Genomic DNA, 16,885 nt, shown 5'->3' with positions numbered 1-16,885 from the left:
TGTATCCATGCTTCGCCAACGCTCGCTTTGTATATTTATGCAACCCTTCTGAATCAAAGGGTTTTTTGCAGTGGAATAAATTTTTAATTACTTGCCTCCGCGAATCATAGCAATCTTGCCGGTTCGCACCATTTCGATTATACCAAAAGCGCGGAGGGAATCCTCAATAGCTTCGATTTTCCTGAAATCTCCGGTTACCTCTATTATCAGGGAATCCCGGCCAATGTCTACTATACGGGCTCTAAATATATCCACTATCTGTACAATATCGGCCCGCACACTGTTGTCGGCTTTTACTTTGATCAAAACGAGTTCCCGGTCAACCGACCGGGCATCGGTAAGATCGTTTATTTTAATTACTTCAATCAATTTATATAACTGCTTGGTTACCTGTTCGATTATCCTATCATCTCCGGTGACTTCTATGGTAATACGGGAAATCGCCGGGTTTTCCGTGGCTCCTACCGCCAGGCTCTCGATGTTGTAGCCTCTCCGGCGGAACATGGTAGTGACCCGGGTTAGGACACCAGGACGATTTTCCACGGTAACCGCCAAGGTATGTTTCTTCATGATCAATCACCCCCCAGCATGTTCATAAGGGATCCACCTGGTGGTACCATGGGATAGACATCGGCTTCTCTCTCCACCCAGAAATCGAGAATTACCGGGCGATCCTGAACTTTAAGGGCTTCCTCCAGAGCTTCCCTAACCTGGGATGCTTCTTTGATACGCCGACCTATGGCACCGTAAGCTTCCGCTATTTTTACAAAGTCCGGTTGGTGGCTCATATCAGTATAGGAATAACGGCCTCCATAAAACAAACCTTGCCACTGTCTGACCATCCCCAGGAAATGATTGTTCAAAATACAGATAATAATAGGAAGCCGATACTGTACTGCTGTACCTAATTCTTGAATGTTCATCTGAATGCTGCCATCACCAGCGATATCTATAACCGGCAGCTCGGGACAGGCAATTTTAGCTCCTATGGCTGCCGGGAATCCATAGCCCATGGTGCCCAATCCCCCTGAACTCAAGAAACTGCGGGGATACTTGTATTGATAGTACTGGGCGGCCCACATCTGGTTCTGCCCTACCTCGGTGCAGATAATAGCCTCCCCCTGAGTCAGAGAATAGACTTCTTCAACTACATGTTGGGGCATTATCCTCCCTTCGGAAGAATCCCCGTAGCGTAAGGGATATTCCTCTTTCCAGCGGTCAATGGTTTCATGCCACTCGCCTAATTCCTCCAATTCGATGGCTTCCAGCCGCTGGTTGATAGCTGCCAGCACTTCTTTGACCTGGCCTACGATGGGGACTTCCACCTCAACATTTTTCCCAATTTCGGCGGCATCTATGTCAATATGAATCACCCGGGCATGGGGGGCAAAGGTATCAATCTTACCGGTAACCCGATCATCAAAGCGAACCCCTACCGCTATAAGCAGGTCACATTCCCCGATAGCATAATTGGCATAACGGGTTCCATGCATGCCCAGCATCCCCAGGGAGAGATAGCTGTTGCCGGGAAATCCTCCCATCCCCATCAAGGTGGTGGTAACCGGTATTTTTCTTTTCTCCGCCAGTTCTCTCAGCTCTTCCGCCGCATTGGAAGAAATAACTCCTCCGCCAGCATAGATTACCGGGCGGCGGGCTTTTTGAATATAGTCTACGGCGGTAATCACCTGGCCGGAATTGTATCCCTTTACTACCCGGTAACCCCTGATATTTATAGCTTCTTCCGGATACTCAAAATCTATTTCCTTTTCCATTACATCTTTAGGCAAGTCAACTACCACCGGACCAGGTCGGTTGGTCCGGGCAATATAAAAAGCTTCCTTGACTATACGAGCTAAATCATCCGTCTTCTCGACCAGGTAATTATGCTTCGTTATAGGAAGGGTTATACCGGTTATATCCGCCTCCTGAAAGGCATCTCTGCCAATTAAGGAGGTTCCTACCTGGCCGGTAAAACAGACCAGGGGGATAGAATCCATGTAGGCGGTAGCTATTCCGGTAACCAGATTGGTTGCCCCCGGACCTGAGGTGGAAATACAAACGCCTACCCGGCCAGTTGCTCGGGCATAACCATCAGCAGCATGGGCTGCTCCTTGCTCGTGACGAGAAAGAATATGCCTGATCTCTGATTTGTACAAAGCATCATAAATGGGAAGAACCGCTCCGCCCGGGTAACCAAATACAGTGTCAACTCCTTCCTTTTGCAAGCACTGCAGTAAAATCTCGGCTCCTTTTAACTTCACCTGGCTCACCTCCGCTTTAATCTTTTAATAAAACAATAGCGGGCTTTTGATGGCCCGCTATTGTTACCAGCTATCGTGGGGGTTAATCTTTGAATACAGCCCCGGTACTGGCTGATTGTACCATCCTGGCATATCGCCTCATATATCCAGTTTTTATTCGGGGCTCCGGTGCTTTCCAGAGTAGCTTCCTCTCCCCCAAAGTTCTCTCATCTACCAGGAGTTCCAGGCGGCAGGCCGGAATATTAATTCGAATAAGGTCTCCTTCCTCTACCAGGGCTATCAAGCCTCCAGCAGCAGCTTCGGGTGATACATGGCCAATGGAAGCTCCCCGGGTAGCTCCCGAAAAGCGGCCATCCGTAATAAGGGCCACTTCCTTATCCAAACCCATTCCAGCTATAGCCGAGGTTGGGGTCAGCATCTCCCTCATCCCCGGTCCTCCCTGCGGTCCTTCATAGCGGATAACTATTACATCCCCCGCTTTGATGCGGCTGTTTAATATGGCTTCTACTGCCTCTTCTTCACTATCAAACACGCGGGCCGCCCCTTCATGCTCCATCATTTCCGGAGCCACTGCCCCCTTCTTTACCACGGCTCCTTCCGGGGCCAGGTTGCCAAAGAGAATAGCCAACCCACCGCTCTCACTATAAGGCTCATGCAGCGGCCGGATTACCGAATAATCAAGGACTGGTGTACTGGCAATATTCTCCCCTACACTGCGGCCGGTTACGGTAATACCATCGCGCTTGATCATATCTTTTTTATCCAACTCATTAAATAAGGCTTGTATTCCGCCCGCCTGGTAAAAATCCTCCACATGATGCTCCCCGGCCGGGCTAAGCTTGCAGAGGTGAGGGGTAGTTGCACTCAATTGGTTAAACATCTCCAGATCTATTTTTACCCCGCTTTCAGCTGCTATGGCCAACAGATGCAATACCGAATTAGTGGAACATCCTATGGCCATATCTAAACGAATCGCGTTCTGAAACGCTTCCGGGGTCATGATATCCAGTGGGCATATATTTTTCTCCCAAAGCTCCATTACCTTCATACCAGCTTGCTTGGCCAGCCGAATACGCTCCGAAAATACGGCTGGTATAGTCCCGTTTCCAGGCAGGCCCATACCCAGAGCTTCCGTGAGACAATTCATGGAATTGGCCGTAAACATGCCGGAACAGGAACCACAGGTCGGGCAGCCGCAGTCCTCCATTACCTGGAGTTCCTCCAGACTCATACGTCCGGCAGCCACTGCTCCTACTCCTTCAAAAAGCTGGGTGAGGCTTAGCTTTTTTCCTTTGATCGTGCCTGCCAGCATGGGACCACCACTGACAAAAATCGAGGGCAAATTTAAACGTGCCGCTGCCATTAACATTCCAGGAACTATCTTGTCGCAATTGGGAATGAAAACCAGAGCATCAAACGCATGCGCTGTAACCATTACTTCCACACTATCAGCAATCAATTCCCGGCTGCCCAGGGAATACTTCATCCCTATATGGTTCATGGCAATACCATCGCAAACCCCAATAGTTTGAAACTCGAACGGGGTTCCCCCGGCTATGCGTACCCCGGCTTTGACCGCCTCGGCAATCTTGTCCAGATTAATATGGCCGGGTACTATTTCATTCCTGGAATTGACTATACCAATAAGCGGTCGTCCCATTTCCTCGTCAGTCAAGCCCAGGGCCCTGAAAAGTGAGCGATGGGGGGCTTTTTCCATACCTTTTTTGACATTATCGCTTTTCATGCTGTTCAACCTCCTAAAGGCTTTCAATAAATCGGGCGATGGTGCAGTAAATTAAAATTAGGACTGGTGACCGCTTACTTAAATATTAGGGCCTCTGGTTCTTTAACAATTTCTCTAAATTGCAGCAGCAGTTTATGGAATATCGGCCCCGGTTTACCATCGGCTATTACCCTGTCATCTACTTTCACTACCGGGATCAATTCTGCCGCCGTGCCGGTTAAAAATACCTCGTCCGCTACAAAAAGGTCATAGCGGGTAAAGGTAGTTTCCTGCACTTCAATACCTTCTTTTCGAGCAATAGCGATTACTTCATTGCGGGTTACTCCTTCTAGGAGACCCAGATGAATAGCGGGGGTTTTCAGCACTCCATTTTTCACCATAAAAATATTGTCTCCGGTACATTCGGCTACATAACCTTCCTGGTTAAGCAGAATAGCCTCAGGTACACCAGCCATATTGGCTTCAATTTTGGCCATAATATTATTGAGATAATTCAGCGATTTGATGCGGGGATTTACCCCTTCCGGTCCGTTCCGGCGGGTAGGCACGGTAATGACATCCAGGCCCTTCTGATACATCTCTTCCGGGTAGATGCTTATCGAAGACGCAATACATACGACCGTGGGTACCGGGCACTTGCGGGGATCAAGACCCAGGTCGCCTTTGCCCCGGGAAACAACCACCCGGATATAGGCATCCTTTAAGCCATTTTGGCGGCAGCTCTCCAGGATTATCTCCGTCATTTGTTCCTTGTCCACTGGAATCTCCATATTTACAGCTTTGGCTGAATCATAAAGGCGGTCAACATGATCTTTTAAGCGAAATACACTGTTATGATAGGCCCTTATTCCTTCGAAAACACCATCACCATAGAGAAAACCGTGGTCAAAAACCGATACCCTGGCCTCTTCCTCATCCACAAACTTTCCATTGAGGTAAATCTTCAATCCCATTACCCACACTCCTATTTTAAGTTTTTTAATTAAAATTTTTAAATTCTTCACTAAGCAGCAAGTGTATCTGGAGAATTTCCTCTCACTTACTGACACGGTAGATCTAAAAAAGAATATAAAAATACCCTCTCTTCCCCATCAGGGACGAGAGGGAGCTTCCCGCGGTACCACCCTGCTTGCCACATCAAGCGATGCAGCCTCTTGCAGCATTAATCAAAATCATGCCAGGCCATTAACGGAGACCTTCATCCGGCAACACCTACTCAGCTTATGGCCTTTCAGATAGCGGCTCCGGGATGAGCACCACATGAAATTTTGTACCGGCTCTCACCTGGCCCGGCTCTCTTTCATCAAGTGATTTCATATGTCCGTTCCCTTCATTGCCAATTTGCAGATATTTAATTATGACTCCACTGCAAAAACCCTTTTTGTTGCATAAGGGTTGCATGAATATACAAAACGAGCGTTGGTGAAGGTGAAAGCGGGCGGTCGAAGACCGCCCCTACAATGCCTTGCGGTCGCTAGTTGTTGCGCCTGATTCGGAACGACACGGGGGTCGTTCCCTACACACCCTGTCGGGCACGCCTGGTGCTCCCTCCGGTCGCTATTAAGGTTGCACCCTGCGGGCACGCCTGGTGCTCCCTCCGGTCGCTATTAAGGTTGCTGAGCGGTATATTTATGCGCACTAATGCGTATTTATTACTTTTTGCAGTGACATCAATTATCTATAAAGTATATTGAAAGTATTAGATGCTGTCAATATGCTGTTTTAAATTTTCCCTTCTTTTTCTTGCTCTACTTTGCGCATGTATTCCTTCAGGTTAATCCTTTTTTGTTGTCCGGGCACCAGGCCTTTCTTTTCCCGCTGTCCTATCTTCTTAAACATGGTCCACAAAAGTCTTTCGCCTTCTTCGCTCTGACAGGCCTCAGACGGACTCATTCCACTTAAGGTAGCCAGGTGGGAATTATACCACTTATTAAGGTAGATCTCCTTCAAGGCGTTTTCCAGGTCAGGATGTTCCCTGCTGACCTCGCTGGTTAAAATATCGAAGAACCCTTCTGATTTCAGTTCCATACCATCGTACTCCAGACACTCATAAATTTCACTTTCGAAATTTTGCCGGGCTTGGTTGAGGTCACGTTCACCAAAAGCAGAAATAGTCAGCCAGTTTAGGCCCAAAACATACTCCGCAAAAAACGCCGGGGTGCCATTGCGATCTTCCAACTGATAATAAACCCGATAATCAGCGGTAATCTCAATTTCCACCAGGGATAATTCCCCTATTCTCTGCAAAATTTTATCGGAATCCTTGACCAAGTAGCGGGCACTGATAAAACGCATGCCATCGTCAAATACTCGTTCGCTATCTTCATCTTGTAAGACATCTTCAAAGTAAACATAATTACCGCCCAAATAACGATAGGCCGTTAACAGGCTGACTTCATACTCTCCCCGGTAGATAACCGGAATTCCGGTGAGAGATATAAACAGCTTATGGATTTCCAATACAGTTGATTGTTCGCGGGATATGACTACAAACTCCTCACCATTAATCACCAGATCAGCTATAACCCCGGTGAAAAAAGACACCCCATGGTTAAAATCATCTTCAAAACAGGTAAGCCGCATATGAATGCCATAAGGGAGTTCTTCCATCTCCCTTATGTTATCTATTTTGTCCAGAAGCAGAAAAAACTCATCCATGTCCGTTATTTCGTACACCCGGCAGAAGACTTCGGCTTCCAGGGGATTAGAATAGGCTGAGCTGGTTTTCTCCTGTGCTGCCAGGCTCTCTATATCCACAATAGACCAGAGACCTGATTCTGCTTTAACCAAATGAAAACAATAGGAATGGTGCTCAAGTTCATAATCCTTGAGACCAAGCGATGAAGTAATTACCCGCGCATGATTCCTGGAAGCGTAGACCTCCTCGACCTGCCCTTCCAGAAGGGTTTTTCCCAACTCCAAATAGTCATCAAAGTGTTGGGAAAGTACAAGGTGAGAGGAATTGCCTCCGGACATCAAGGATAAGATATAGCTTATATCCTGGTATTTCAAAGCGTAAAAGAAGCTATTTACCAATTGTCTTGGTGTGAGCCGGGGGGATATTCTACGCAAAAGTTCTCTTTCCAGTATTTCAGTAATTTCTGTGCTATGACTCAAGTATTTTTGGTATAAAAAACGGCCAACAGATGGGCGGCTCATGTGGCGAAGGTTTAAAGCAAAGGCTTGAGATATTAGGAACGAAGCCTCATCAAAACTCAATTCAACCATTTCCCCTAGAACCTGGCGGTCATGCTCATACTGGGCCAGGGGCATGTTTTCCACCAGGAAAAAGCTGTGTAGGCCATCCGCGTTAAAGGTCAGGTAAAAAGACTCCACATGAACCCCCTTTCCAGCAGCCTTCCAGGCGATGTCAATGCTTAGCCTTCCGGTATGGCGGCTACAACTGGCATAAGCCTTCAAAAAGGGTCCTTGGAAAAATACGGGAGGGACAACATCCAATCCCGCAAGGCTGTACTTTTCCAAAGCTCTACTACATAGCGATTCCATTTCATTACCGTATTCCGCTTTTAGCAGGTGAAAGAATTCTACCATCTCATCTTCGTAAAAAGCTGATAAACCCTCAATAACCTGAGCTCGTATATCAAAAGGAATTTCTTCAACCATTTCCAGGATAAAGAGGCGCCCCTCATTACTACCAGCTATTTTTTTTATCTCATCTTTAAGGCTTTTCAATATGGCCTTGGGAAAAGCCTTTTGTCTTTTCTTCCTCATATTTCTCCTCTGTCTGCTTTTACTAGTAATTTATCATTTTACCCTTCTTATCGCAAATCTAGATTCAATACCCGGCAAAGAATCACTATGAATTTATTCTTCTTGGAAAAATGCCTTATTATGTTAAATTATAAAATTTGACTAATATTTTAGGATATAGGCAGGAAGTTTCTAAAAATAAAGCGAATCACTTGATATCTAAGGTGAAAGTGTGAGGCATGATATGGGATGCCTGATATGCGGCGAATCTTTTGTCAGATATGGCAAGAGTTATATAGTGACGGCAGGAGCATAGCTTACTTACACGAGAATCCTATGGTCGGTAGATCTCGTTATTCAAGCCCCATCAAACTCACTTTTCACCCGGTGGTTGTGGCCCCTGGGCATGGGGGGTTTAATAAGGAATCAGGTGAATTATATGCGTAGGGTTTCTATATATGAATTGGATCCGGGGATGGTAGTGGCACAAGCTATATTCAACAGTGAAGGACGGGTGCTTTTACACGCTGGAGTCCAACTCAATGAAAACTATATCCATGGCTTGCAAAAGGCAGGAATTGTGTCAGTTTATATACGAGATGAACTTTTTGATGAATCTGATGCCGTGAACGATATCATTTCCGAGAAGATTCGCTTGAAAGCTATAAAAACTCTAAAACAGAGCTTTGTATTAATGGAAAAACAGCACCAGCTTAATTTACATGCAGTAAAAAACATCGTGGATGAAATAATAGATGAAATAATGCAAAACCCCAATATATTGGTTAACCTATCGGACATTCGCTCATTTGACGATTATACTTACGCTCATTCGGTAAATGTAGGGGTACTTTCAATAATGAGCGGTATTAATCTGAATTATAAACAAAGCCAACTCAAGGAATTGGGTATAGGAGCCCTGCTCCACGACATAGGCAAAATAAAGATAGATAAAAATATTCTCAATAAACCTGATGACCTGAGCCGGGAAGAATTTAACGAAGTCAAACGACATGCTAAGGCCGGGTTTGACATCCTCAGGCAGCACAGTGAGCTTTCCTTGCTTTCTGCTCATATCGCCTTTCAACACCATGAACGCTGGGATGGCCAGGGTTATCCGCGCCAACTGGCAGGTGAAGGAATACATGAATATGCCCGGATAGTGGCTGTAGCTGATGTTTATGACGCTCTCGTGGCTGACCGACCTTATCGTCCAGCCTATTCAATTACCCAGGCTATAAGTATACTTAAACGAATGACGGGCCTTTTTCTAGATCCGCAGTGTGTTAAAGCTTTTCTATATAATATTGCAGTATACCCACTGGGAAGCCTACTGGAACTCAATACTGGTGAACTCGGCACAGTGGTCGACATCAACCGCAAGACTCCAGCCCAACCAGTAGTAAAGGTGCTCTATGACCGGAACTGGAGGATGATTGATCCTTATGAGCTTGACCTGTCCAAAATTTCTTCCCTTCAGGTTAAGAGTGTGCTGTCAGAAGGACAGATAAAGAAACTTAAAATGCTGTAACCGTGGACACAACTACCGGTGAAAATGAGATTAGACAGCGGTGCTTGAACGGTGAGATTCCATTAGTATAACGCCTCACTTTTCTTACTACCCCCCATGTCCGCAAGCTTAATAGTGACACCCGCAGGGTCTGCGTCTTTCTGCGTCAAACTGGCTCAATCCCTTCAACCTTGCGGCTTTCGGCCCGCTGTCTTACCTGCCTACGCTTAACCATAGTTGTTGCCATCTATGGTCCAAGGCTGGCTAGGCCTTGCCCGGTGGGCTTCGCACCCACTATGTGTCACGACCTGGCTCGGTCGCTTCCCGCCCCCATGATATATAATTGAATAAAATTTTCTATTTCATCACAAATTATTCTAAGGTGATGATAATGTTTATAAAATTTTTGAGTCTTTTTTTGATTTTACTTATTGGCGGTACGCTTTTATATCTATTGATGTTTAAAGTATTTCCTTCCTTGATGAGTAAGAGATGAGAATAATAACCTAAATAATTCTCAGCTCTTTCGCTCAAAATATCATTAAAGGAGGGATAGATGTGACTAGATATAGAACTAGCGATGGAAAAGAAGATATGCAACAAAAATTTCACTGGTTTGGAGCTATGGCTATTCCCATTGCCTTTTTGAATGGCCTGTTTTTTGGCGGATATGCCCTGCGCAAGATCAGGCAATACTGGGAAGGGGGCCCTATGGATTAACTACCTCCTTGATTAAATGGTTCACCATCTGGTGGACTTTTTTTTGACCACAGATCGTGGTATGGGATGCAAAAACCCTTTTTGTTGCATAAGAGTTGCATGAATATACAAAACGAGCGTTGGCAAAGGTAAAAGCGGGCGGTCGAAGACCGCCCTTACAATGCCTTGCAGTCGCTATTAAATTTGTTGTGCCTGATTCGGAACGACACGGGGGTCGTTCCCTACATAGCCTGCGAAAGGTTGCCCCCTGTCGGGCACGCCTGGTGCTCCCTTCGGTCGCTATTAAGGTAGCTGAGCGGTATAAATATGCACACTAATGCATATTTATTACTTTTTGCAATGACATCAACTATTTATTTTAATTTAAAAGTATCGGTAACCTTTTTAAGTTCTACAGCCAGTTTTTCCAGTTCCTGGCTGACAGTGACAATATTTTGTACGGCAACCAGCTGATTCTGGCTGATGGCGGTGACTTCTTCAGCCGATGCCGCAGATTCCTCAGTAGCGGCCGAAATATTCTCAATAGCCTGAGTCATTTCATCGGCTGAAGCCAGGAGTTCTTCAAAAGTAGCGGATATATCCTGGATAGCGTTATCTATCTCAACTGCTCCCTGCTCAATCTCCCGGAAAGAATCCACACTTTCTCCCAACGATGCTCCCTGTTCCCGTACTTGTTTCTCCACCTTGTCAACTTCAGCTACTGCCCGTTCTACCCCGACCTGAACCTCGTTTATAATGACCGCAATATTCAAAGTGGCGCTGCCGGTTTCCTCCGCCAGCTTCCGCACTTCCTCCGCCACTACGGCAAAGCCGCGCCCGGCTTCACCAGCCCGGGCCGCCTCAATAGCAGCATTAAGGGCTAACAAATTAGTCTGGCCGGCAATATTGTTTATTACATTAATTATTTCCCCGATTTCCTGGGTTTTATTGCTCAGTTCCTCAATTACCCCGGCTACATTTACCGTGCTATTAACGGTAAGATCCATTTCATCCTTCTGTCGCAACATCAAACCCGTAACCCGTCCTACTATATTCTTAAAGTTGAGAGATTGGCTGGACATGGCCTCGGTAGTTCCCCCTACATTCTGCATGGCCATCCCCACCTGCTGTACCAGTTCACTGGTCTTCTGGGCGTCTTCGGCTTCAGCCGTGGCCGCCCGCGCTACTTCTTCCGCACTGGCGCTGACCTGTTCCGAAGCCTGCCCCGTTTGCCGGGCCGTTTGCATCAGGTTTTCAGATACACTGGCCAGGCGCTCAGAGCTGCCCGCCATTTGCTTGAGCACCGTGTTTAGATTATCATTCATATCGCGCAGCGAGTTCATCAAAAGCCCTACCTCCGAGCGATTTTCGCTCTCGATTTCTTGAGTCAAATCTCTCTGCGACAGGCGCGTGGTGATACCTACCATCTCCAATATGGGCTTGGTCAAGCGGCCGCTAACAAACCAGACTACTATGCTCAACAAAAGCAAAGTTACTAGCGTTACCAAAATCATTTTGCGTAGCATGTTGTCCAGGGGCTGGGCCACCTCAGAGACCGGAACCGTAACCGCCAGAGACCATCCGGCTAAATTTACCGGATCATAGGCCATATACTTGGCTTCACCATCGTATTCATACTCAGCTATTCCCGTCTCCAGGGCGGTCATCCGGCTGATTATGTCCTCCATTCCCTCGGCGTCATCGGATAGCTTCTTTTGGAGTATATAGTCTTTATTGGGATGAGCCACAAAAGTAGTATCCTGGTTTATCAAATAGGCATAGCCGGTTTCTCCCACCTTTACATCGGAAGTAATCTCGGTTATCATCTCTGCCTTGATAGTGGCACCCAGAACCCCCACCACCTTGTCTCCCTGGTAAATAGGGACAGCAATAGGGGCCACCAGGTGGCCGGTAGCCTTGGATATCAACGGGGTATCGATATTGGCCTTTCCCTCCATGGCCAGTTTGAAATAGTTGCGCTCATCCAGCTTAAAATCCTGGAGGCCGGTATCACCTACTACCGTACCATCCGGCCAGACCACATAGAGATTATCATGGTCAGCAGACATCAAGCCGCTCAGGAGAGTAGGCAAACGCTCTGCATCCAGGTTCCTTACCTCATCCAGCTTGGCCAGGGTGCTCATTTCGCTGAATTTGCCTTCTATCCAGGCATCTATTTCATCACCGGTAGCATCGGCTATCTGGGTACAGTTTTCCCGGATCTGCTGGATCAATATATCCTTTCCGCTCCAGTAGGAAACCAGGCTCTGTCCAATAGAAGCCAGAAAAAAGGCGCCCAGGATCCAAAGCAGAAAGTTGAATTTCAGACTTTGCGTAAATTTCAATTCCCCCACCCCTTTTTATCTTTCTATAAAACTTTTTTCTCTCACCCCTTTTAAATTTTTTGTTCCCCCGCTTTTGTCTTTCTCTATTTATGAACAACCATATTAAGAATATCGACTTTTGACTTTTCTCTCTTTAAAATTTTACTGCTTTATTCGACAGAGTGCTCAATGATTCCTTTTTATAATATAAAATGTCTATAATAACCCATAGAGGAAAAGGAACGGGGATGAGCATATATCAAGAAAGCGTTCTCGATATATGCTCACCCCGTCATATAGGCAAATATTCTCCAAAACAGCAGCTTATCCCTACATAGCGAAGACAGACTAGTCGATCCTGGTTTTCGTGAATTCTTACGATTGACTCTACTGAAAAAACCCTTTTTTTTGCAATGCAAGCAAAATCTTTTTGCAGTGGAACCCTCCATACCTGCAAGGCACAACCTTAATACTTGCACAACCATAATATTGAGGTTTATTGAAATACTTATAGTATTCCGCCTTTCATCTCCCCATTGAAATAGGGAGGATTCCCGGCGGGTATCCTAAAATATAAAAGTACCAGTAACCTTTTTTAATTCTGCGGCCAGGGTCTCCAGTTCCTGGCTAACCTGCACTATATTTTGGGCCGCCGCCAACTGGTTCTGGCTTATGGCGGTTACTTCTTCAGCTGAGGCTGCCGATTCCTGGGTTGCAGCGGAAATGTTTTCTATAGCCCGGATAATCTCATCAGTCGAGGCTACAAGTTGCTCGAAAGTAGCCGATATATCCTGAATGGAATTATCTATCTTCCCGGCTCCGCTTTCTATTTCTCTAAAAGCCCCCACACTCTCCCCCAGGGATACTCCCTGCTCCCTGACCTGCTTCTCTACCTTGTGAACCTCAGCTACTGCCCGCTCTACCCCTGCCTGCACCTCGCTTATGATGCTGCCAATACTTAAAGTAGCACTGCCCGTCTCCTCAGCCAGTTTCCGCACTTCTTCCGCCACTACGGCAAAGCCTCGACCAGAGTCTCCGGCCCGGGCGGCTTCTATGGCCGCGTTGAGAGCCAGGAGGTTGGTCTGCCCGGCAATATTGGTAATAACAGCGATAATCTCTCCTATTTCCTGGGTTTTGTTGTTCAATTCCGTTATTACCACGGAGACATTTACCGTACTTTCCACGGTCTGATCCATCTCCTCCTTCTGTTGCAACATCAAGCCGGTAGTCTGGGCCACAATATTTTTAAAGTCTATTGACTGTTGAGACATACTCTCCGTGGCATTGCTTACGTTTTGCATAGCCATCCCCACCTGTCGCGTTAATTCACTGGTTTTCTGAGCATCCTCGGCCTGGGTTGCCGCAGCCCGCGCTACTTCCTCAGCACTGGCATATACCTGCTCGGAAGCTTTGCCGCTTTGCTCGGCACTGTTGAAAAGGCCCTCCGCCAGCCCTGCCAATCTTTCCGCACTGGCGGCCATCTGCCCCAGGACTTGATGGAGATTATCCTTCATTTCCCCCAGGGAATTCATCAACAAGCCTATTTCCGTGGAATCATTGCTTTCTATCTCCTGGGTCAAATCCCTCTGCGACAATCTTGCGGTAATATCTACCATAGCCAGAACCGGCCGGGTAAAGCTCCCGCTCAATAACCAGATCACCAGGATGGCCAAAGCTAAAGTTGCCACGGTAATTAGAATTATTTTTTGCATCATATTATTCAAAGGTTGATTCACTTCTTTGACAGGTACAGTTACAGCCACGGCCCATTTGGTTGTATTAACCGGAGCATAGGCCATGTATTTTTCCAGTCCGTCATATTTATAGTTTACTATGCCTGACTCCCCGGCAATCATTTTCTTGCCTATTGCAGCCAGTTCTTCCCCCAACTCGAACTGGTTGCTCTCCAGGATAAACTCACTCTTGGGATGAGCTACAAAGATCCCCTCCTGATCAATCATATAGCCATAGCCGGTATCGCCGACCTTGACCTGGTTGACTACTTCAATTAATTCTTGAATTTTTAAGGTTGCTCCCAAGACCCCCACTACTTGCTGCTCCTGAAAAATTGGCACTGCAATCGGCGCCACCATGTTACCGGTGGTCTTGGAAATAATCGGAGTACCAATATTGGCTTGACCCTTTATAGCCAATTTAAAATAATCCCGGTCTGCCAGTTCCGGTCTTTCTCCTTTGTCAGTTACGGTGGAGCCATCCGGCCAGATAACATAGATATTGTCATACTCCGCAGTCATGATTCCCTCCAGAGTTGGAATGATCTCTTCCTCCTGCATATTCTTTACCAGAGCGATTTTACTAAGAGTGTCGAGCTTTTCCAGCTTTCCCGCAAAATAGGTGTCGATTACCTGGCTGGTTGATTCTGCTATTAGCTGGCACTTGCTGGTTATTTCCGTAGTTAAAACTGTTTTCCCACTCCAAAAAGAAACCAGGCTTTGGCCAATCGAGGCCAGGAAACAAAGCAGCAGTATACCAATTAACAATTTAAACCTCAAACTATGGTAAAATCTCATTCTAACCCCTCCTTTGCTTATACTATCGTTATTCCATAAATATACGGGTATTCCTTTTTAGTCAATACATTGTACAATTTATATCGAATGGGAGTAATAAAAAAAATACCCTTATTTTACCTTTTTAGATAATCTGGAATTAAAACCATACCATATCATTGTCCGGATTTAATGGGAAGGGGGGTTTTCGTTTGACCGGCAATACTTTGGCCTGCTATCATTACTGGTAGAAATAAGTAATTGGCTTTTAGAATAAATGCCTGAATCTTGCATAAAACCATATAGGATAAAGACAATTGAGGGGAGATCACTATATGTCCAGGGCCAGACTGCTGGTATTTACCGGGCTGTTTATGGGTCTGGCGGCTTTCTTGCTGGGAGTGGGCTTTCTTTTCCTGGTAAATGTCCCCGTAGAAGAGCTGCTGGCTCGGAAAGGAACTTCCCAAACCCTTATCAACATAGCCATGATCGGCATTATAGTCTTGTGGGCCTTAAGTACCGCCTGGGTTACTCACTACTTTTTCAAAAAAGTAGTGAGCCGGGAAAAGCCGCCGACATCGTTCATATATCTAATCCTGGGAATTTTGTTCTTGATGGCAGCAGTAGTTTTTTACTTTCTATTAACCACTGGAAGCCCGGTAATAGCCCGGCTTCAGGGTACAGTATCGGAACCGGGCGAACGCTATGCTTTTGGCCCTTATCCCGATAACCTTCGTTTGAGGGAGCTTAAAGCCGAGGGCTATGACGGGGTTATATCGCTTTTAAGCCCCATGATTCCGTTTGAAAAAATACTATTGGAACAAGAGATGGAGCACGGAAAAGAAGTGGGCATAACCATACACTCCCTGCCGATGCTTCCCTGGGTGAGCGAGAATCAGGAATCCATCCAGCAGGCCATGGAATTAGCAGAGTCGGGCGATAAACGCTATTATATTCACTGTTACCTGGGCAAGCACCGGGCCGACCTCATTAAACGGGTGCTGATGGGACAGGAGCCGGAAAACGAGGAAATCCAGGAATGCATCTATAAGACCAGGCTGGAGCGGGGTAAATTATACTTCTACCAGGACAGCCGCATCATAATGGGCCCCTATCCCACTGATGAAGAGTGGTTTCATTTGATTCAAAGGGGGCAATTCCAGGAGATTGTAGCTGACCTGGATCCAGAGATTCCCGGGGATCTGACCTGGATAAAACGCGAAGAGAATATCTGTAAGGAAATGGGCTTGAACTATACTGTTATGCCGATGCGAAAGAAGGGTAATGACTACCAGGGATTACTGGAGTTAGCCAGTTATATTAGCAGCAGCCAGCATAAGGTCTATGTGCATGGATTTCTTATCACGGAAAAAAACCTCCTGCTGGATGGATTCCTGCGCGGCGGAGATTTAGAGCATATGGGGAAGCCTTTCCCGGAACGCTTGCAAGGGGGAGAAGTATTTCGGGTAAGCTATAATTTGTTCTTGGGCCCCCAACCTGGAGCCGGGGAGAAGGATTTGCTTAAAAAGGCTGGTATTACCCATATTGAGGCGCTGGACTTGAACGAAAATATGCCTCCTGCTGTTGCGGCCAGTTATATTCAGGCTCTACCTCCGACCAGAGGGGTATGTTTCTTCTATGGATTCCCTTCCCCGGATTACTGCAGTCAGCTTGCTTCCATACTGGGCAAGCGCTACTATGGGTTCAAGCGGGATAATATTCCAGCATTAATCGGCGGGCATAAAGTAGATATTATTACTGAACGCCTGCTGCTAGGTCGCCAGCCAGAAGCAAGCGAATTGCGCACTCTGGCCGGGCTGGGAGTAAGGACCATAGTACAGCTGGAAGAGCCGGACCTCTCTTCTGACCAAGACCTGAATCTCATTAAACAAGCCGTAGAGGCAGAAGGCCTGCGCTTTGAGCTGGTTTACCGGAGCGAAGACTATATTAACCATATAGCAAAAGAAGTACAGCGGGATGATAACCCCTGTTATGTCGTGGCAGCTCCATTCATCCAAAACGCGGTGCTTATCGAGCTTAAGTCCTGCCGAATATAACGAGGTGAAATATGTCCCCCGCATCCTTAATAGTGAGCGAAGCGAACATCAGTGGTGCCCGCAGGGTGC

The 16,885-nt window shown here is 46.5% G+C and carries 10 protein-coding genes; 3 read left to right on the top strand and 7 right to left on the bottom strand.

Annotation, left to right across the window (positions count from 1 at the left end; genetic code table 11):
* Positions 1 to 87: 87 nt before the first annotated feature.
* The 5 genes from ilvN to PHP87_RS04930 all read right to left on the bottom strand — a co-directional run bounded on the left by ilvN (position 88) and on the right by PHP87_RS04930 (position 7,737).
* Entirely contained in the window at positions 88 to 570 is a 483-nt protein-coding gene (gene ilvN, locus PHP87_RS04950) for an acetolactate synthase small subunit (RefSeq protein WP_299919128.1), read from the bottom strand.
* Positions 571 to 572: 2 nt separating this feature from the next.
* The gene (ilvB, locus tag PHP87_RS04945; RefSeq protein ID WP_299919127.1) at positions 573 to 2,261 is read right to left on the bottom strand and encodes a biosynthetic-type acetolactate synthase large subunit; all 1,689 of its coding nucleotides are present in this window, start codon (positions 2,259 to 2,261) and stop codon (positions 573 to 575) included.
* Positions 2,262 to 2,343: 82 nt separating this feature from the next.
* Positions 2,344 to 4,005, bottom strand: a complete 1,662-nt coding sequence (ilvD, locus tag PHP87_RS04940; RefSeq protein ID WP_299919124.1) for a dihydroxy-acid dehydratase — start codon at positions 4,003 to 4,005, stop codon at positions 2,344 to 2,346.
* Between the two features lie 74 nt (positions 4,006 to 4,079).
* Positions 4,080 to 4,958, bottom strand: a complete 879-nt coding sequence (gene ilvE / locus PHP87_RS04935; RefSeq protein ID WP_299919122.1) for a branched-chain-amino-acid transaminase — start codon at positions 4,956 to 4,958, stop codon at positions 4,080 to 4,082.
* A gap of 769 nt (positions 4,959 to 5,727) precedes the next feature.
* Complete coding sequence (locus PHP87_RS04930) at positions 5,728 to 7,737, bottom strand: hypothetical protein (RefSeq protein WP_299919120.1); 2,010 nt, start codon at positions 7,735 to 7,737, stop codon at positions 5,728 to 5,730.
* A 418-nt stretch (positions 7,738 to 8,155) separates the two neighbouring features.
* On the opposite strand from PHP87_RS04930, the gene PHP87_RS04925 reads away from it, so the two are divergent.
* Both PHP87_RS04925 and PHP87_RS04920 read left to right on the top strand, forming a co-directional pair.
* The gene (locus PHP87_RS04925) at positions 8,156 to 9,247 is read left to right on the top strand and encodes an HD-GYP domain-containing protein (protein WP_299919118.1); all 1,092 of its coding nucleotides are present in this window, start codon (positions 8,156 to 8,158) and stop codon (positions 9,245 to 9,247) included.
* A 537-nt stretch (positions 9,248 to 9,784) separates the two neighbouring features.
* Complete coding sequence (locus tag PHP87_RS04920; RefSeq protein WP_299919114.1) at positions 9,785 to 9,946, top strand: hypothetical protein; 162 nt, start codon at positions 9,785 to 9,787, stop codon at positions 9,944 to 9,946.
* A gap of 353 nt (positions 9,947 to 10,299) precedes the next feature.
* Here PHP87_RS04920 and PHP87_RS04915 read toward each other — a convergent pair whose 3' ends face one another.
* Positions 10,300 to 12,279, bottom strand: coding sequence for a methyl-accepting chemotaxis protein (locus tag PHP87_RS04915; RefSeq protein WP_299919111.1), 1,980 nt, complete (start codon positions 12,277 to 12,279; stop codon positions 10,300 to 10,302).
* A 536-nt stretch (positions 12,280 to 12,815) separates the two neighbouring features.
* The gene (locus PHP87_RS04910) at positions 12,816 to 14,780 is read right to left on the bottom strand and encodes a methyl-accepting chemotaxis protein (RefSeq protein WP_299919107.1); all 1,965 of its coding nucleotides are present in this window, start codon (positions 14,778 to 14,780) and stop codon (positions 12,816 to 12,818) included.
* Between the two features lie 314 nt (positions 14,781 to 15,094).
* Between PHP87_RS04910 and PHP87_RS04905 the strand changes: the two genes are divergently transcribed.
* Entirely contained in the window at positions 15,095 to 16,816 is a 1,722-nt protein-coding gene (locus tag PHP87_RS04905; RefSeq protein WP_299919104.1) for a hypothetical protein, read from the top strand.
* Positions 16,817 to 16,885 lie beyond the last annotated feature (69 nt).

Source organism: Syntrophomonas sp. (genome assembly GCF_028707975.1).
In the GTDB taxonomy this organism is placed as follows: domain Bacteria; phylum Bacillota; class Syntrophomonadia; order Syntrophomonadales; family Syntrophomonadaceae; genus Syntrophomonas.
The sequence above is the reverse complement of the archived record's forward strand: the minus strand, read 5'-3'. Positions and strand labels throughout refer to the sequence as shown.